Below are 17,775 nucleotides of genomic sequence, written 5' to 3'. Positions count from 1 at the left end.
AGTCGGTTACATTAAAACAAACAAAATTTCCTTTACAAAATACTTATTGGCTACATCTTACCGCCGGAGAGGCACACCATCACCTTATCGCCGTCTTCAATCATGCTGTAGTCAACAATGGCCGAGCCGGTCAAACGGCGCAGGCGCTTTTGCAGCTTGTTAAATTCCAGACGATCTTTGCGTTCGTGTAACTCTTTCATGGACTCAGCACTCATGGGGCATTAAAAACAGGGCATTAAAAACAGGGCGTTAAGACAGGGCTCGGCTCGCGCCGGGCAGCTCACTCGGCAGCGGCGCGCATTGTACGGATTTTACCCGCAAGTTGAAATCAATGACCGCCCGGAGGCAAAGCTTTGCCGGTATCAATTGATTATTTTGTCGCCAGCCATAAAAGCACCCCGCGCCACGACTGGCCTCCAAGCGAGTGGCACAGCGCTTGCTCTAGGCAGATAAACACCCTCGGCTGTCAAAACCAGGGGTGACTTGTTGCCGCGAGGGGTTTCGAATGTCGTTTCTCGATAAATTATTTAAAAAAGGTCAACTCAAAGGCGCTGCCGACAGTGTTCAGAGTGAAGCCGCAACCAGCACGCCAGTGCCGGACGAATATCAAGCATTGTGGGAACTCAAAAAACAACGGCAGTTGCTGGAAGTAAAAATTACCGGCACTAGCCGCAGCTACCAAAGCATGATTATGGCCATCGACCTGGAGCGCGGCCTGCTCTGGCTGGATGACCTGTTTCCGCAACAACTGATATTGGATGCGGGCGACGAGCTGTGTATTCGCCACCATCGCAACACGGAGGAACTGGTGATTCGCGCGCCGATTGTGGCGCTTGGCTCCAGCTATGGCACCTCGGGTATCGCTATCGAATTACCCAATTTTGCCTACTATCAACCGCGCCGCCGCTTTCCGCGCTACACCATTGGCCATCAATCACCCTTGTCGGTAAAAATTCGCCCAATCGGCCAGGAACCCAGCTTTGGCACCCTGCAAGACATTTCCGTGGGTGGTATGCGCCTGATGGTAGCGGGCAACCTCTTGCCTTACCTGCGCCATGGGGCGGTGATGCCGCTGTGTGAAGTCAACCTGAGTGAAGAGTTACAAATTCGCTGCCGTGCCCGGATTTGCGCTTTCCGTATGGGCCGCAGCCCTTATCGCCACACCCAGATCAGCATTGAGTTTATCGACCTGGAGGAGGACAAGCGCGCGGCGCTGGGGCGATTTCTGCGCGAGCAACAATTCAATACCAGCTTGGAACTCGGCGCCCTACAACAGCATCGCCCGCAAACCAGCAGAGCCAACGGACGCGCCTACGCCGCCTGATAACGACATTTAAAACTACAGCAACGAATGCGAAACATATTCGCACTAGAGATTCGTTATTTTTGAACTAGGCTTGAATGACCGATTGTATTTATTTGAATTAAATCACATTTCGGGATTTTCATCGGCGTAACTCAGGATCTACACATGCGCAACAATGGCCACACCACCGGCAGAGAAGTACACCTTTCTAATAAGGATGAAATAGTTTCCTCGTCCAACCTGCGCGGCGATATCGAATTTTGTAACGACACCTTCTGTCGTATTTCTGGCTACAGCCACGACGAACTTATCAATCAGCCCCACAATATTTTGCGTCATCCACAAATGCCACCCGCCGCGTTTGCCATGCTCTGGGAAACGCTAAAAGCCGGCAAACCCTGGATGGGCATAGTGAAAAACCGCTGTAAAAATGGCGACCACTATTGGGTGGATGCCTACATCACCCCGCTGCGCCAAAATGGCCAAATTTATGGTTACGAGTCGGTGCGGGCCAAAGCCGAACCCCACTTGATCAAACGCGCTGAAGCCGTTTATGCACGTATCAATCAAGGCAAGGCCCCCTACTCTGCTGCTGAAAAATACTGGAGTCTTTATGGCAACAGCGTGGCAATCACTCTTGTCAGCTGGATTCTGTTACTCATCACCAGCGGCCTGCTGGGCTCCTTATCAACCACCAACGCTATTGTCAGCTTGATTGTGGCCGCTGTTGTGGGTGGAACCGCGCAAGTGATGCAACAGGGGCGCATTGCCCAGGCACTGCAAGAGGCGCGCGCTACCATTAACGACCCTTTTGCCGCCTATATTTACACCGGCCGCTGCGATGCCATGGGTGAAATTGAATTGGCACAGCACGCCATTAAATCGCGCCTGCGCACGGCTCTTGGCCGCTTTGCGGAATCCGCGAAAGAGCTTCAACACAAGGCGGGAGCAGCGCACCATCACGCCAGCAAAACCTATGAAGGCATGACCGCGCAACAACGTGAAACGGCAGGTGTTGCCACCGCCATGCAGCAGATGGCGCAAGCGGTACAGGAAGTGGCGAGCGGCGCCAACCAAACTTCTATCGCCACAGGCACCGCCATTGGTGAAGTGGAAAAAGGCAATAAGGTGATTGAGGGCGCGCGCCTGGCGATTGATGATCTATCAAAAACAGTGGGTAATCTCGGCAATGTCTTAAACAAACTGAGTGAGGACAGCAGCAAAATTGCTAGCGTAGTGGATGTAATTCGCGGCATCGCCGAACAGACCAACCTGCTTGCCCTGAATGCGGCCATTGAAGCGGCCCGTGCCGGTGAACAGGGGCGTGGTTTTGCGGTGGTGGCCGATGAAGTGCGGTCGCTGGCACAGCGCACCCAGGAATCCACCGGCGATATTCAGCAGATTATCGGCAACCTTGGCAAAGCGACTGAAGATGCCAGCGTGAATATGAAAAACTGTTTGAATCTGGCGGATCGCAGTGTGCTTGAAATGAACAACGTGCGCGCGGCGCTGGATTCTATTTCACATTCGGTGAACACCATCGACCAAATGTCGCATCAAATTGCGACTGCTGCCGAGGAACAATCTTCCATGGCACTGGAGATCGAACGCAATACCCAAACGATTGCGCACATTTCCGATCAGACCCAACAGGAAGTGAGCATCGCCGATGGACTCAATAGTGAGATGGATAAACTGTCACACAAACAGCTGGATTTGATTGTCCGATTTAATTAATGCTGCACTCCACTTTGGCGAAATAGATTCAGATTTTTAGCCTGTTTTTCGTTAAAGTGGAGTCACGTTTTTTAGCGCACCCGGTGCGCCGGTTTTGGACTCCCTCATGATATACAACCAACAAATTGCCCCTCAGGATTTACTGCGACTAGACCGCGATCACGTCTGGCACCCCTATACCGATTTCACCAACCCCGGTTTAATTACCCCTGTCAGTCACGCACAAGGCGTAGAACTTCACCTCGCCGATGGCCGGGTATTAATTGACGGTATGTCCTCCTGGTGGGCTGCCGTGCATGGCTACAATCACCCCGTACTTAATCAAGCGGTTATTGATCAGCTGGGCAAAATAGCGCATGTGATGTTTGCGGGCATTACCCATGAGCCAGCAGTAAAACTGGCCGCGACTCTGGCCCGCATCACGCCTGCCGGATTAAACAAAGTATTTTTTTCCGACTCAGGTTCGGTCGCGGTTGAAATTGCATTGAAAATGGCACTGCAATATTGGCACTCGCAGGGCCAGGCGCAGCGCACCACCTTTCTGACGCTCAAACGCGGTTATCACGGCGACACTTTTGGGGCTATGGCCGTATGCGACCCGCATTCAGGCATGCATCATTTGTTTCACCACACGCTCGCCCATCACTTGTTTGCCGAAGCACCCACCTGCGGTTTTGATGAGCCGTTTCAGGAAACGCACATCGCCAAATTTGCACAACTGATTCAACAACATCGCCAAAAAATTGCCGCCGTGATTGTGGAACCCATTGTGCAAGGCGCCGGTGGCATGCGTTTTTATTCGCCGGAATATTTACGCCGGGTGCGCGAACTGTGCGACAAACATGAAATTTTATTAATTGTGGATGAGATCGCTACCGGCTTTGGTCGCACGGGTAAATTATTTGCCTCTGAACACGCGGGCATCAGCCCCGATATTATGTGTTTGGGCAAAGCACTGAGCGGTGGCTACATCACCCTTGCCGCCACCCTCTGTAACGATAAGGTCAGCAACGGCATTGCCAGTGGCGATAATCCCGCATTTATGCACGGCCCCACTTACATGGGTAACCCACTCGCCTGTGCCGTGGCCAACGCCAGCATAGAATTATTGCTTAATTCAAATTGGCAGGAGCGCGTAAACGCGATTGGCCAACAAATGCAGGCTGAACTTGCTCCCTGCAAGGATTTCTCCTACGTAAAAGAGGTGCGCACACTGGGCGCAATCGGGGTGGTGGAATTAACTGACGCTGTGATTAGCTCAAAGCTGGTTCCGCTATTTGTGGAGCAAGGTGTGTGGGTGCGCCCATTCGGCAATATTATTTATTTAATGCCGCCGTTTATTATTACTCCCGAGCAACTGAGCCGCCTTACGTCAGCCGTTTTAAAAGTGGTAGCAACACTCGCAGAATAAGTTACTGGGCTAAATACATATTAAAAAGCCAGAGTTCACAGCACCAACAAAAACGCCCGCAAATATCTTTGCGGGCGTTTTTGTTTGCATAACTGAATTTTATATCAGCCAATAAGATTATTTTATTTTGCGAATACCCACGGCCTCGCGCACTTTTTCTAACAAGGGCTTGCTATAGGCGCGGGCTTTTTCAGCGCCCTGCTGCAACACTTCTTCAATATGTGCGGGGTTAGCCAGCAATGCTTCGTATTTGTCGCGCGCTTCGGTCAACTGGCCATTCACCAACTCAAACAATTGCCGCTTAGCTTCACCCCAACCTATGCCATCAGCAAATTGTTGGCGCATATCCGCAGTTTGCGCGGGCGTGGCGAACGCCTGCCAAATTTGAAATACCGGTGAAGTATCCGGGTCTTTTGCTTGACCGGGTTCAAGCAGGTTAGTCAGGATTTTATTAATGGATTTTTTTAATTGTTTTTCCGGCAAAAAAAGCGGGATGGTATTGCCATAACTCTTGCTCATTTTGCGCCCATCCAGCCCCTGCAATATTGCAGAGCTTTCCTCAACCAAGGCTTCTGGCAACACAAAATGTTCGCCGTAGTGATGGTTGAATCGCCCGGCTATATCGCGTGCCATTTCAATGTGCTGGATCTGGTCGCGCCCTACCGGTACCTTGTTAGCGTTAAACATCAAAATATCGGCAGCCATCAAAATGGGATAGGAATACAACCCCATAGTGATGCCAAAATCCGGGTCATCACCGTTAGCAACATTCGCATCGACCGATGCTTTGTAGGCATGCGCGCGATTCATCAACCCTTTGGCTGCCATGCAGGTCAATACCCAGCAGAGCTCTGGAATTTCTGGCACATCGGATTGGCGATAAAAAATCGCGTTGTTCACGTCCAGCCCCAAAGCCAACCAGGTGGCAGCAATTTCGCGGGTGGACTGATGAACCAAATCCGGCTCCTGGCATTTAATCAACGCATGAAAATCGGCCAGAAAATAAAATGATTGCACATCCGCGCGTTGACTGGCCTGAATCGCCGGGCGAATCGCGCCAACATAATTGCCAAGGTGGGGAGTGCCCGTAGTGGTAATGCCGGTTAAAACACGTTGCTTGCTCATGCTGCCCTATCTTAGTTTATGAAAATAGTGATTAGCGGAAATAGTTAATTCGCAGGGTAAGTTCAGGGCGCCATCATACAGGCTAGCGAAACTGCCAGCCAGCGCACCGGATTGTTATGGCGCGCGGCAGCTGCAGAGAAACAAATGGGGAAATTAAATACCGGCGTAGCAGGATTCTGCATCACGCAGAATGTAGCAATCAAAACCAGCCTGATTGAGCAAATGTGTGGCTACATCGCAGCGACGACCGGAATCATCTGTCACCAGGTAAACCGTATTGAAATCGAGATTCTTTAAATGATTCCGCAATTGATTGAGCGGGATATTTTGACTACCCGGTACCGCCTGCATGCGTCGCTCTAGCGGTAACCGTACATCAATGATTTGGTAAGGTGCGGCATCGGCAGGTCGGCTGCGCAACTCTTCTGCGCTCAGGTAACGCAATACCGGCTCTTGCAGTAGCTCGCGAAAATCTTCTTTGTTTAGGCGCATCACCTTGCCGGGGGTGAGCATTTTTACGGTGGCGTTGCGGGTAGTGTCGCCCACCAAGGCTTCTTCACCAAAATAGTTGCCGGGGCGAAGTGCTGCGAGAATTTTTCCGGCGGGGTCTATCACCGTCGCGCTGCCTGACTCCAGCACATAAAAATAATCACCGCGCTCACCCTGTTTAATAACCACTTCATCGGCTTGCACTTTTTGTGCAGTAAAACGAATAAATAACTGACGAATATTGGCAGGCGGTAAACGGCTAAATAAGGGCGACTGCAATAGTGATGACATCCAATCATTGTCATCGTGCAAGCTGACACCGGAGAGATCCGCCTCTTCATCGCTGGATTCACTCCAGGCGAGTACCAGATCCAGAAAATCACTGTCCACGGCCAAGAGTGTTACATCGGATTTTGCTACCGCAGAGACTTGGGTAGGTTGGGTGATATTGAGCGGCGAGCGGCGTGATTCACTGGCGGGGTTGATGGTATTGACCTGAAATGCAGAATCAATCAAATCAACAGTGCCGCCCACTAAATAAACCTTTTCGGGAAAGGGGCGGCCACGCTTGAAAATAATGGTGCCTTTCGGAACATCACGCAGTGCAGCCTTTTCCGCAACTTGAATCAGGTATTCATGGTTGAGGGTGTTAAAAGGCGCAAAAGACGCTAATACATCAAGGCTAATCGCCATTGGGAAACTCCACTAAACACTGGCAATGAAAAAGATAAACCCGATGGGATGGAGCATATTTCATCGGGACAAGCGGCGCGATTATAAGCATAGGCGGTTGGCTTGGCGCAGACTTGTCCCTAGTCTTTGTACTGGATCACAGCAAGGTTGCGAGCAGCTGCGCGTTAAAGTGCGCTGGCCAATGCCATAGGCGCCTTGGTGTAACGGAAAAACTCAACACTAGCACGGTACAGGTTCCAACCATCCTGCACACCTGCCAGCTCGCGAATGGAGTGCATGGCAAAAGTCGGGCAGCCCACATCAATCGTTTTAACACCGACTTCAGAAGCCACCACCGGGCCAATCGTACTACCGCAACCCATATCGGTACGCGCCACAAAACTTTGTACAGGCACCTCAGCCGATTCACACAGCATACGGAAAAAAGCACTGGTTTCACTGGTCGTGGCATAGCGCTGATTGGCGTTAACCTTGATTACCGGGCCGCGATTCAACAGTGGGCCGTGGTTTTCGTCATGTTTTTCCATGAAGTTGGGATGGATACCGTGGGCGTTGTCGGCGGAGATCATCATGGAGCGCTCAATCACCCGAATGCGCGTTTCTGTTTCGGGCAACAAGCGCATCAAAAATTGCTCCAGCATGGGGCCCTTGGCACCACAACAGGAGGCACTGCCCACCTCTTCGTGATCGGTGCAAATCAGCAGACTTGATACCTGATCATCGGCCTCCAATAACGCCTGTAAGCCGATATAACAGCTGAGTAAATTATCCAAACGGGCGCTGGCGATAAAATCTTGCTCCAGACCGACCAACGCTGGTGGCTGGGTATCATAAAGGCTGATCTCGTAATCCAATACCTGACTGACCGCCAGTTCAGGTTGGCTGGCTTGCAATTCAGCGTGCAGCTGGCTGCGAAAATCCGGCGGACTGCCCTCTTCCGCGGGCAACTGTAAGAGTAATGGCACTATATCTTTCTGCGCGTTGATGGAGCGGTTGTTATTGGCGTCGCGATCCAAATGAATGGCAAGACTCGGTACCACCGCTACCGGACGCTGGAAATCCACCAATGCACTGGCGATTTGCTGCTGCTCATCTCGATAGGTTACCCGCCCGGCAAGCGATAAATCGCGGTCATACCAAGGCGCCAATAATGCGCCACCGTAAACTTCCACGCCCAGTTGAAAGTAACCGCGACGATTCAGTTCAGCGCGCGGTTTTACTTTCAAACAAGGGCTGTCGGTATGGGCGCCCAGCATACGAATACCGGTATCCAACAGGCTGGAACGACCATATACAAAAGCGATGAGCGAGGAATCGTTACGTGTGATCAGGTAGCGCTTGCCCGGTTCCAACAACCAGCTGTCACCCTCGTTTAGTAACTCAAATCCAGCGGCAAGCAAGCGCTCGGCCAGTGCGCGTGTAGCATGAAAAGGCGTGGGCGAGGCGCGCAAAAATTCGAGCAAACCAGCATTAAATACAGATTGGGTATGGACAGCAGAACTCATAAAATCACCAATAACTACTCATCGGGGGAAACTAGTCAACAGCACGGATACGTTGACGTTTTTGCCAGGAAACTGTGTCGCGCAAATAAACCGGCTCAGCCTCCAGCACATTAATGGCCTTGCCCTCTGCCCACAAACGCGCTGCAATCAACGCCATTTCCTCTGCGCGTGGATGAGCATCCAACTGCAGTGACTGCGGAGCCAAAGACTGCATCACGGGATAATGCCAGCCAGGGCCGACCCCCATAAACGCGTGGTGTGATACCGGCAAATTGCTGTCTTCCGCGAGTAATTCCGGCTTGATAACCGCCTCTTCTACTAGCGCAATCACACCTTCAGCGGTCGGTGCATAAGCACACCAGTAAACTTCATTCATCCGCGCATCCAGCGCTACCAATACCGGAGCACTACTCGTGGGATTGGCGCGGTAATGACCAAGCGCCATGGCCTCCAAGGTCGATACGGGAATAACGGGCAAATTCGCACCAAATGCCAAGCCCTGCACTATGCCCATGCAAATCCGTAACCCCGTAAACGAACCGGGGCCGCGCCCAAAGGCGATGGCATCCAGGTCTGCCAAACCAATTCCGCGACCGGTTAATAACTCATCCACCATAGGCAGCAATCGCTGGGTATGGCTTTTGGCTGCCAGCTCAAAACTAGCGCTCAGCTCACCATCCGCATAAAGCGCTACGGAACAGGCATCGGTAGAAGAATCCAGGGCAAGAATTAAAGCCATACAAACGCAACTCTGAAAAAATCAAAAAACACGCGGGAAACAGAAACGCAGGACAAAAAAATAGGCTCCGCAGAGCCTATTATGATCGCTAAACGGCGATTAACCCAATACGGTCAACAACTGCTGACGAATGGAATCAACACTGCCGATACCGCTAATACGCGTGTACTTGGGCACTTTGGTATTACCCGAAGCAGCCAGGTCTTGATAAAAACCCACCAGAGGTTCGGTTTGATCGTGATAAACGCCCAAACGCTTGCGTACCGTTTCTTCGGTGTCATCAGGGCGTTGGATTAGCGGCTCGCCAGTCAAATCATCATGACCTTCTACTTTGGGAGCATTGTGAATAACGTGATAAACGCGACCAGAGGCTTCGTGTACGCGGCGACCGCTCAAACGGGCCACAATTTCTTCGTCCGGAACATGAATTTCAATGACGTGGTCAATGTCTACGCCAGCATCCAACATGGCTTCAGCCTGTGGAATAGTGCGCGGGAAACCGTCAAATAAGAAACCATTCGCACAATCGCTGGACGTAATACGCTCTTTTACCAGAGCAATAATCAGGTCATCCGGTACCAAACCGCCCGATGCCATAATATCTTTCGCTTGCAAGCCAAGAGGCGTACCCGCTTTTACTGCTGCGCGCAGCATATCGCCTGTGGAGATCTGGGGAATACCAAACTTCTCCATAATCAGTTGCGCTTGAGTACCTTTACCCGCACCAGGCGCGCCCAACAATATCACTCTCATCTCGGATTGCTCCTCAGCATTATTTTTTATCGCGACAGCTATTTAGCGCTGTGCACGAATAGCGGCACAAAAGTGCCCGACAAAAGAGGCGTTACGATACACGCCCATGACGGCAATCACAATATGCACTCTGTGTACGTGGCACAGAGACAAAAAGGTGACTGACGAGGGTTAACCATCCACCACCATGATCGACATTGCACGATTAAGAACATCCTCATTTTATTGTTATTTATGGACTTTCATCCTAGAATGATGGCTTATTGCCCTTGCCTTCAGGATAGCCTTATGCCTCCCTCAATCGACCTAGATGAATATGACCGCAAAATTTTGCGCGCCCTCCAGGAAAATGCTGACTACTCTATGGCAGATTTAGGCGCCATGATTGGACTGTCCCATACTCCCTGCTGGCGCCGGTTGAAACGCCTTGAAACCGAGGGAGTCATTCGCGGCAAAGTGACCTTGCTCGACCCAAAACTTTTGAATTTAGGCGTGACGGTACATGCTTATATCACCATCAAAAACCACGATGGCAATTCGCTCGAGGCGTTTGAACAAGCGGTGCAGGTAATTCCGGAAGTGGTCGAGTGTTATTCGACCAGTGGCGAGAAAGATTATGTGTTGCGTGTGGTAGTAGAAAGTGTTGAGCACTATGAGCGGCTGATGAAAGAGACCTTGATCCACTTGCCCAATATCGGCTCTATTAATTCTGCCTTTGCACTGAAACAAGTGAAGTTCACCACCCAGTTGCCTATTTGATTCAGCAACTTTTGACGCTGGCATTGGAAAAAACACACTGCAAAAAACTGCGCACAAACACAGTTTTTTGCAGTGAACAGTTAAACCCGAAATTGTCCCAACAGTTGACGCAATTGGATCGACAATTCGTTTAACCGCTGACTCTCTTCTGCAGTTTTGGATGCGCCTTCAAGCGTATTCATTGCCAACGAATTAATTTGTACCAGATTTTTATCTATCTCGGCAGTTACTGAGCTTTGCTCTTCCGCAGCAGTGGCAATTTGCAGTGTCATATCTGCAATTTCTTTTACTGCAGTACCAATTCCCATTAAGGATTGTCCTGCCTCATTGGCGGAGGTTGCCGCTTCTGCTGTCATTGCAGAGCTACTGCTCATAGCTTCTACCGCGCGTTGAACACCCTGTTGCAATTGCCCCAACATACCTTGAATGTCTGCAGTGGATTGCTGTGTACGGCTCGCCAGAGTACGCACCTCATCCGCTACTACTGCAAAACCACGCCCCTGCTCACCGGCACGCGCCGCTTCAATCGCTGCGTTTAATGCCAGTAAGTTAGTCTGCTCGGCAACGCCGCGAATAACATCAATCACCGAAGTCACATTTTTAGCTTCGCCTTCCAGGTGCGACATAAAATCAGCGGTTTCATTGATCCGCACAGCCAACTGCTGCACACGTTCGACCGCAATACGAATTCGGTTCTGACCGCTGTCAGTAATGGCTGTTGCCTCGCGGGTATTTTGCGCGGTATTGCCGGTATTGCGTGCAACTTCTTGAATCGCCATGGTCAACTCATTCACTGCCGTGACCACCATGGTAATTGCATGACACTGATCATCGGCCGCACGCTGGCTATTGCTGGACACTTCAAGGAGCGATTCCGCGGTTTTGGAAACCTCACTCGCATTTGCTAATACACTGGCAATAATGCGCTGCAGTTTTTCCATAAAGTGATTTACGTGAGAGGCCAATTGACCCAGCTCGTCATTAGTGTCCACGGGTATACGAATAGTTAAATCGCCATCACCCTCGGCAATATTTTGAATGCGATGACTGATCTGAGTCACTTGATTAGCAACAACTATCGGTAAAAAAAATGCCGCGGCTAAACTCACCAAGGTACCAAACACCACTGACATCAATAAATGTTGAGTTGAGCTTTCTTGGTCCTGATCAATTTTCTGCGTAAATTGATCTACATGAGCTAAACGCTTTTCTTGCAGCTCATCAATATAGGTGCGCACATGCTCAAAAGCTTCGGATGCTGTGCCATATGATTGTTGTTGCGCCGCGAGTCGACCAGCCTCATCGCTTGCCCGTGCACCACGAATAACTTCATCGGCTAATTGTTTCCAGCGATTGTAGCGCCGCGTAAATTCCTCGCGCTCTTGAGAAGTTGCCGTATTGGATAAATCGAGTGATTTGTGGATACGATCATAAGCCTGTTGCGCATTTTCACTTTGCTCTGCAATCAATTCCTCAGCCGAGGTATCAAGTTGGAAGAGTGCGCGCTCAGCGACCAATGCTTGATACAAGTCGCGATCCGCCTGAATAAGCAATTCAATTTCGGGAAGATTTACTTTGGCAATCGTCGCCGCATTCGAGCCCAGTGCTTTACTGGTATCCATGGAATAAAGCCCCATGTAAACCACCAGAATCACCAACAGCAGTAAAGGAAGTCTGATCTTCCAGCGGAGACTGAACCCCTGATACCAAGCAAACATGATAAACCTCTCTTGTTTTTCAACTTCTCTGGAGCGAGACCATTAAAGTTTAGTAACACTTGAGCGATTTGTCGTTTAGTTTGGCGTTTTATTATTTTTATTGTTAAACAATCTATGTATATCAAAAACTCTCATTAATGTATTTGATGTTTAAATAATCATCCAGACCGTATATTGACCCCTCACGCCCCCAGCCCGACTGCTTGATACCACCAAAAGGAGCCATTTCATTCGAGATCAATCCGGTATTAATACCGAGCATTCCTGTCTGTAATTCTTCAGTTAAACGTTGGATACGCTGGTAATCGCGGGTGTAACAATAAGCGGCCAGACCATAAACGCTACAATTAGCTTGCGCTATCACGCCTGCTTCAGTATCAAAAGGAATCAGGGCGGCGACAGGCCCAAAAATTTCTGCCTCTAGCAAGTCGCTATCCACAGAAACATTTGTTAACAGTGTGGGCGGATAAAAATACCCCTTTTCGATATTCACCGGAATTTGACAGGAAACAACAGCGCCCTTGGCGATAGCATCATCCACTAACTGCTGCACTTTTTGGATTGCGGCTGCAGAAATCAATGGTCCAACAGATACCTGTTCATTAACACCATTGCCGACGCACAATTCCTGCATAGCCGCGCTTAATTTTGCACTGAACGCGTTATAAATAGAGCGCTGCACATAAAAACGATTGGCGCATACGCAGGTTTGCCCAGCGTTACGAAATTTAGCGACCATAGCGCCAGCGACAGCTGCGTCGAGATCTGCATCATCAAATACAATAAACGGTGCGTTGCCCCCCAATTCAAGAGTAATGCGTTTTACATCAGCAGCACACTGTTGAATGAGTAACTTTCCCACGGCGGTTGAACCGGTAAAAGAAATTTTTCGTACCGCTGGATGCCCGGTAAATTCAGCTCCAATAGCAGGTGCACCACTACTAGTCACTATATTGATAACGCCCGCAGGAATACCCGCTTGTTGCGCGAGTTGCGCGAGTGCCAAAGCGGAAAGCGGTGTTTCTGCAGCGGGTTTTGCCACTACCGTACAACCCGCCGCCAATGCCGGTGCAAGTTTGCGTGCGAGCATCGCGTTAGGGAAATTCCACGGTGTGATTGTTGCCACTACGCCCACAGGCTGCTTGAGTACTGAAATACGTTGGTTACTTCTGGATGGTGGGATGATATCGCCATTAATACGTTTGGCCTGCTCGGCAAACCACTCAATATAACTTGCACCATACGCAATTTCCGCCATGGACTCCGCTATGGGCTTGCCTTGTTCGGCAGTAAGAATCTGTGCAAGATCAGCTTGATTTTCCATCACCAGATCAAACCAGCGGCGCAATAAAATACTGCGTTCTTTCGCCGTTTTTTGCGCCCACACTGGCTGGGCAATTGCCGCAGACTCGATGGCATGTTGCGCATCCAATGAACTCAAGTCCGCTACTTGCGCAATCAACTCACCGGTTGCCGGATTATTCACGGCAAATGTTTTTTGCGATACGGCAGAGTACCAATCACCATTAATAAATGCCTGGGTTCGCACTAGCGCCGGATGCATTAAAGGAATCATGAGATATCCGTATTGTCCTGGGATTTAGGGCGTTTTTTAGCGGCGGGTTTTACGCCTATCTTGCGCGCCTGATTGCCCTCCACCTCCGCAACTGTCCAGAGCATGCCGCTCCACTCAGCGTTATCGCCAACCACTAATTTGTCGCCCACCAAAAAAGTAATCAGCTCGCTCAAAGTTTTGTGCTGCTCATAACCTTTCATGTCCAACGCATAAAGCATGGCTAAATCGCGCAACTCCGCATCGCCCTGAATAATAAAATCGCCAAAAAAGGTTAAATCCAAATTGCGCTTGGGCGCTTGGCTAAATAATTTACCCAGTGCAGGCAAATCAGAGTCGTGACCAATGACACACAATACATCGCCAGCCATTAAGCGAGTGCTGCCAGTGGGGTGGAGTAATTCATGATCGCGAAATAAGGCCGCAATGCGGGTGTTATCCGGCATATGCAATTCGCGCAACGCGGCACCAATACACCACTTCTCTGCACCTAATTTATAGATGAACAACTCCCACTGACTCGTTACATGAATTTCCAGCCCTGCACGCGACATAGGTGACGGCACCGAAGGCACCACCACCCTTGCTTTACGCGCAGCAAAACCCAGTGTTGTTCCCTGTACTAGCAGTGAGACTAAAACGATAAAGAAGGCAACGTTAAAAAATAATTGCGCGTTGGGCAAACCGGCCATCAAGGGGAAAACCGCCAAAATAACCGGCACCGCACCGCGTAAACCAACCCAGGAAATAAACGTGCGCTCACGCCACTGGAAACCGCGAAATGGCAAGAGGCCAATCAAAATGGACAGGGGCCGCGCAAACAAAATCATCCACAGCGATAACAACAAGGCAGGCACTGCAATAGGTAATAAATCGCTGGGGGTAAGCAATAAACCGAGCACCAGGAACATGCCTATTTGACTAAGCCAGGCCAGGCCATCAAACATATGCAAAATGCCATGGCGATTGCGAATGGGGCGATTTCCCAACAACAGGCCGCAGACATAGACAGTGAGAATCCCACTGCCACCCAAGGCGCTGGAGATTGCGTAAAGCATAATGCCGCCACTTACGGCTAACAGTGGATACAAACCACCGGCAATCGACAACCGGTTGATCAACTGTAACAACAGCCACCCACCAGCCACACCAAGCACAATACCCAACCCAAATTGCTGCACTAAATTAACCAGAACCGACCAACTAAAGCTGGTTTCTCCCGCCGCCAGCATTGCAATCAAGGTAACCGTTAGAAACATCGCCATAGGGTCATTGCTACCGGATTCAATTTCCAATGTTGAACCAACCCGCTCATTCAAACCCTTGCCGTTTAACAAATTAAACACGACAGCGGCATCGGTAGAGCCAACGATGGCTCCAATTAACAACCCTTCTAACAGCGACAAATCAAATAACCAGGCCGCCGCCAACCCGGTCAGCCCCGCAGTAATAACCACCCCAACCGTCGCTAAAGACAATGCCGGCCATAGCGCAACGCGGAAAGTCGCCGCGCGAGTGCGCATACCGCCATCCAGTAAAATAATGGCCAACGCCAGGTTACTCACGAGATAGGCGATTGAATAATCGTTGAACACAATACCGCCGGGGCCATCAACACCGGCCACCATACCCACCGCCAGAAAAATCACCAGAATTGGTACACCAACCCGTGTCGAGATAGAACTCAGCAGAATACTCGCCGCAACGAGCAGTGCACCAATAAGCAAGATGTTGTTGATAGATATGGCGTCCAAATAACAAGCCCTTTTCCAGGAAATTCAATAAAAACAAGCACTAAGTGAAACCGATTGTAACCTGACGATGCCAGATACTGTCAAAAGAAAGCGCATTGGCCAGTGATATACCCATGTTTTTTACACTGGATTAATGCCTCATATTTGCGCAACCCTCCCCCCAAAATGCAGCTATAATTCGCGCCATTACTTTCACTGATTAAGTTGTCCTTCATGCTCAATAAAGATGCTCTTCAACAACTCTCGCAATTAAAGTCCACGATTGTCGCCGCCAAAGACGTTGCCCAAGGGATTGTTCGCACTACCACCAAGCGTTTTGGTTTTTTAATTCTAGACGATGGACGCGAGGCTTTTATCGACCCCGAGCAGATGATGCGCGTGCTGCCCGATGATCGGGTCGAAGCAGAGATCAACACCAACAGCAAAGGTCAATTTGAAGCAAAGCTCACTCAACTGATCAAACCGGGACTGGGTGAGTTTGTAGGCAAGTATGTCAACAAGGGTTCTACCGATTTTGTCGAACCTGACGTGCCTAACTTTAATCGCTGGTTGTTTATTCCCCCGCAAGAGCGCAAGGGCTACAAAGTTGGCGATTTAATTCACTGCACCATTGCGCGCCACCCGTTCAACAGCGAAGGCAAAACCCAGGTACATATACTGAATCGGATTGGCACCCTCGATGAACCGGGGGTAGAGAGCCGTTATACCATCGCAAAATTCCATATGCCGTTTGAATGGCAAGCACCCGCGCAAAGTCAGGCGGGCGGCATTAATTGGTCTCCCTTGACCTTTGACAATGGCGAGCTGGACTTAACCCACCTGCCCTTTGTCACTATCGATTCTGAAAACACCCGCGATATGGATGATGCAATATATATCACCACTGTGGACAGCGGTTGGGAATTGATTACGGCAATTGCCGACCCAAGCAAACACATTGATTTCGGCAGCCCACTGGAATTAGCGGCGCGCGCGCGCGCCAGCACCCATTATTTGCTTGGCCAAACCGTAACTATGTTGCCGGTCGATCTGTCACACGACACCTACTCACTGGTGCCGGAACAAAAACGCCCTGCATTGATTTGCCGTATGCAAATTGCACAGGATGGCAGCATTACACAATTTGAATTTGCTGAAGCACTCATCCGCTCACAATCCAAATTGAGCTATCAAGGTGTTTATGATGCGCTCACCGCTGAAGTATCTACCCTTGGCGCACCAGCACATATTCACGACATGCTGGTCGAACTTAAAGCGTTTGCACAAGCACGCGCACAATATCGCCAACTCAATGCGCTGGTGATGGAAGATCGCCCCGATTACGCATTCATTTTGAACGATGTGAAAAAAATCGATCACATTGAAAAGCGCGAGCGCAATATTGCGCACCGCATGATCGAAGAGGCGATGCTGGTTACCAACATCTGTGCCGGGGAATTATTTTTGCAGCACCCTGGCTGCGGTATTTTTTCCAGCCATGTGGGTTTTCGCCCTGAACGCCTCAACGATGCACTTTCATTAATTCAAGAAGACCGCCCCGATCTGATACCGGGTGATTTAACGCAACTGGAAAATTTCACCACATTATTTCGCGAATTGCGTCTGAACGCTGACAACAATCCCGTCAATAATCGCCTGCACTCATTATTACAACGCATGCTGCAAGCTGGCTCAATCACCTTTGAACCGGTGGGGCATTTTGGTTTAGGCTTTAACGCTTATGCGATGGTTACTTCACCGATTCGCCGCTACAACGACTTATTCAATCACCTGGCGATTAAACGTATTTTGCGCGGCTTGCCGGCGTTGGAATTAAACGATAAAAAACAGTTTGCCGAACAATTGCAAAATCAATTAAACAACGGACGCCAAGCCTGCCGCTATGTAGAAAGCTGGCTCGGCTGCCAATACGCCAACCAACATGTCGGTAGCGTGCACAGCGGAAGTATTGCACTGGTAAATTCGTTCGGTATCGGTATTAAACTGGATGACTGGGGCCTGGATGGTTACGCCCTACTGGCACCCAAAGATGGCGAGATTAAAGCGCAATTTGATTCGCGTCGTTTAAGTCTAACCATTGAAGGCAATACTTACCGTTTGGACGACAAAGTGAACGTGTTAATCCACAGTGTTGATATCGATAAACGTAAAATCAATCTGGAATTAATCAGCGAAGAAACTGCCTCACGCTTAAGCGCTTGGCTGTAATAAAT

At 50.0% G+C, this 17,775-nt stretch carries 13 protein-coding genes and 1 pseudogene; 5 read left to right on the top strand and 9 right to left on the bottom strand.

Going from position 1 to position 17,775, the window contains the following annotated elements; translation table 11 throughout:
• Positions 1 to 56: 56 nt before the first annotated feature.
• Positions 57 to 200 (bottom strand): annotated as a pseudogene (locus tag D0B88_RS11345) (tRNA 2-thiocytidine(32) synthetase TtcA); the annotation flags it as partial.
• Between the two features lie 305 nt (positions 201 to 505).
• On the opposite strand from D0B88_RS11345, the gene D0B88_RS11340 reads away from it, so the two are divergent.
• The 3 genes from D0B88_RS11340 to bioA all read left to right on the top strand — a co-directional run bounded on the left by D0B88_RS11340 (position 506) and on the right by bioA (position 4,454).
• Complete coding sequence (locus tag D0B88_RS11340; RefSeq protein ID WP_151057247.1) at positions 506 to 1,324, top strand: flagellar brake protein; 819 nt, start codon at positions 506 to 508, stop codon at positions 1,322 to 1,324.
• Positions 1,325 to 1,471: 147 nt separating this feature from the next.
• Positions 1,472 to 3,043, top strand: a complete 1,572-nt coding sequence (locus tag D0B88_RS11335) for a PAS domain-containing methyl-accepting chemotaxis protein (RefSeq protein ID WP_007640424.1) — start codon at positions 1,472 to 1,474, stop codon at positions 3,041 to 3,043.
• A gap of 106 nt (positions 3,044 to 3,149) precedes the next feature.
• Positions 3,150 to 4,454, top strand: coding sequence for an adenosylmethionine--8-amino-7-oxononanoate transaminase (gene bioA / locus D0B88_RS11330; RefSeq protein WP_151057245.1), 1,305 nt, complete (start codon positions 3,150 to 3,152; stop codon positions 4,452 to 4,454).
• 117 nt (positions 4,455 to 4,571) lie between these two features.
• Here bioA and D0B88_RS11325 read toward each other — a convergent pair whose 3' ends face one another.
• The 5 genes from D0B88_RS11325 to adk form a co-directional block, all read right to left on the bottom strand.
• On the bottom strand, positions 4,572 to 5,579 hold the full coding sequence (locus tag D0B88_RS11325) for a tryptophan--tRNA ligase (RefSeq protein ID WP_151057243.1): 1,008 nt from the start codon (positions 5,577 to 5,579) through the stop codon (positions 4,572 to 4,574).
• A 153-nt stretch (positions 5,580 to 5,732) separates the two neighbouring features.
• Positions 5,733 to 6,761: a cyclic nucleotide-binding domain-containing protein gene (locus D0B88_RS11320; protein WP_151057241.1), complete on the bottom strand. Its 1,029-nt coding sequence runs from the start codon at positions 6,759 to 6,761 to the stop codon at positions 5,733 to 5,735.
• A 164-nt stretch (positions 6,762 to 6,925) separates the two neighbouring features.
• Complete coding sequence (locus D0B88_RS11315; RefSeq protein WP_151057239.1) at positions 6,926 to 8,266, bottom strand: M18 family aminopeptidase; 1,341 nt, start codon at positions 8,264 to 8,266, stop codon at positions 6,926 to 6,928.
• 31 nt (positions 8,267 to 8,297) lie between these two features.
• Positions 8,298 to 9,005 carry a tRNA (adenosine(37)-N6)-threonylcarbamoyltransferase complex dimerization subunit type 1 TsaB gene (tsaB, locus tag D0B88_RS11310; RefSeq protein ID WP_151057237.1) on the bottom strand — a complete coding sequence of 236 codons (708 nt, stop codon included), beginning with the start codon at positions 9,003 to 9,005 and terminating at the stop codon, positions 8,298 to 8,300.
• Positions 9,006 to 9,104: 99 nt separating this feature from the next.
• Positions 9,105 to 9,758, bottom strand: a complete 654-nt coding sequence (adk, locus tag D0B88_RS11305; protein WP_040391583.1) for an adenylate kinase — start codon at positions 9,756 to 9,758, stop codon at positions 9,105 to 9,107.
• Positions 9,759 to 10,046: 288 nt separating this feature from the next.
• Between adk and D0B88_RS11300 the strand changes: the two genes are divergently transcribed.
• Positions 10,047 to 10,517: an Lrp/AsnC family transcriptional regulator gene (locus tag D0B88_RS11300; protein WP_007640411.1), complete on the top strand. Its 471-nt coding sequence runs from the start codon at positions 10,047 to 10,049 to the stop codon at positions 10,515 to 10,517.
• 80 nt (positions 10,518 to 10,597) lie between these two features.
• Here the strand turns inward: D0B88_RS11300 and D0B88_RS11295 are convergent, their stop codons facing one another.
• The 3 genes from D0B88_RS11295 to D0B88_RS11285 all read right to left on the bottom strand — a co-directional run bounded on the left by D0B88_RS11295 (position 10,598) and on the right by D0B88_RS11285 (position 15,562).
• Positions 10,598 to 12,235: a methyl-accepting chemotaxis protein gene (locus tag D0B88_RS11295; RefSeq protein WP_151057235.1), complete on the bottom strand. Its 1,638-nt coding sequence runs from the start codon at positions 12,233 to 12,235 to the stop codon at positions 10,598 to 10,600.
• Between the two features lie 121 nt (positions 12,236 to 12,356).
• Positions 12,357 to 13,811, bottom strand: coding sequence for an NAD-dependent succinate-semialdehyde dehydrogenase (locus D0B88_RS11290; protein WP_151057233.1), 1,455 nt, complete (start codon positions 13,809 to 13,811; stop codon positions 12,357 to 12,359).
• Positions 13,808 to 15,562 carry a potassium/proton antiporter gene (locus tag D0B88_RS11285; RefSeq protein ID WP_151057231.1) on the bottom strand — a complete coding sequence of 585 codons (1,755 nt, stop codon included), beginning with the start codon at positions 15,560 to 15,562 and terminating at the stop codon, positions 13,808 to 13,810. Before D0B88_RS11285 ends, D0B88_RS11290 begins: the two co-directional genes overlap by 4 nt.
• Positions 15,563 to 15,775: 213 nt before the next feature.
• Between D0B88_RS11285 and D0B88_RS11280 the strand changes: the two genes are divergently transcribed.
• On the top strand, positions 15,776 to 17,770 hold the full coding sequence (locus tag D0B88_RS11280; protein WP_151057229.1) for a VacB/RNase II family 3'-5' exoribonuclease: 1,995 nt from the start codon (positions 15,776 to 15,778) through the stop codon (positions 17,768 to 17,770).
• Positions 17,771 to 17,775 lie beyond the last annotated feature (5 nt).

Origin of the sequence: Cellvibrio sp. KY-YJ-3, assembly GCF_008806955.1 — a bacterium.
Taxonomy (GTDB): domain Bacteria; phylum Pseudomonadota; class Gammaproteobacteria; order Pseudomonadales; family Cellvibrionaceae; genus Cellvibrio.
The sequence above is the reverse complement of the archived record's forward strand: the minus strand, read 5'-3'. Positions and strand labels throughout refer to the sequence as shown.

Excerpts from the sequence above, each read along its gene's own strand:
- D0B88_RS11340 (WP_151057247.1), top strand. The coding sequence starts at position 506 with ATGTCGTTTCTCGATAAATTATTTAAAAAAGGTCAACTCAAAGGCGCT.
- D0B88_RS11335 (WP_007640424.1), top strand. The coding sequence starts at position 1,472 with ATGCGCAACAATGGCCACACCACCGGCAGAGAAGTACACCTTTCTAAT.
- bioA (WP_151057245.1), top strand. The coding sequence starts at position 3,150 with ATGATATACAACCAACAAATTGCCCCTCAGGATTTACTGCGACTAGAC.
- D0B88_RS11325 (WP_151057243.1), bottom strand. The coding sequence starts at position 5,579 with ATGAGCAAGCAACGTGTTTTAACCGGCATTACCACTACGGGCACTCCC.
- D0B88_RS11320 (WP_151057241.1), bottom strand. The coding sequence starts at position 6,761 with ATGGCGATTAGCCTTGATGTATTAGCGTCTTTTGCGCCTTTTAACACC.
- D0B88_RS11315 (WP_151057239.1), bottom strand. The coding sequence starts at position 8,266 with ATGAGTTCTGCTGTCCATACCCAATCTGTATTTAATGCTGGTTTGCTC.
- tsaB (WP_151057237.1), bottom strand. The coding sequence starts at position 9,005 with ATGGCTTTAATTCTTGCCCTGGATTCTTCTACCGATGCCTGTTCCGTA.
- adk (WP_040391583.1), bottom strand. The coding sequence starts at position 9,758 with ATGAGAGTGATATTGTTGGGCGCGCCTGGTGCGGGTAAAGGTACTCAA.
- D0B88_RS11300 (WP_007640411.1), top strand. The coding sequence starts at position 10,047 with ATGCCTCCCTCAATCGACCTAGATGAATATGACCGCAAAATTTTGCGC.
- D0B88_RS11295 (WP_151057235.1), bottom strand. The coding sequence starts at position 12,235 with ATGTTTGCTTGGTATCAGGGGTTCAGTCTCCGCTGGAAGATCAGACTT.
- D0B88_RS11290 (WP_151057233.1), bottom strand. The coding sequence starts at position 13,811 with ATGATTCCTTTAATGCATCCGGCGCTAGTGCGAACCCAGGCATTTATT.
- D0B88_RS11280 (WP_151057229.1), top strand. The coding sequence starts at position 15,776 with ATGCTCAATAAAGATGCTCTTCAACAACTCTCGCAATTAAAGTCCACG.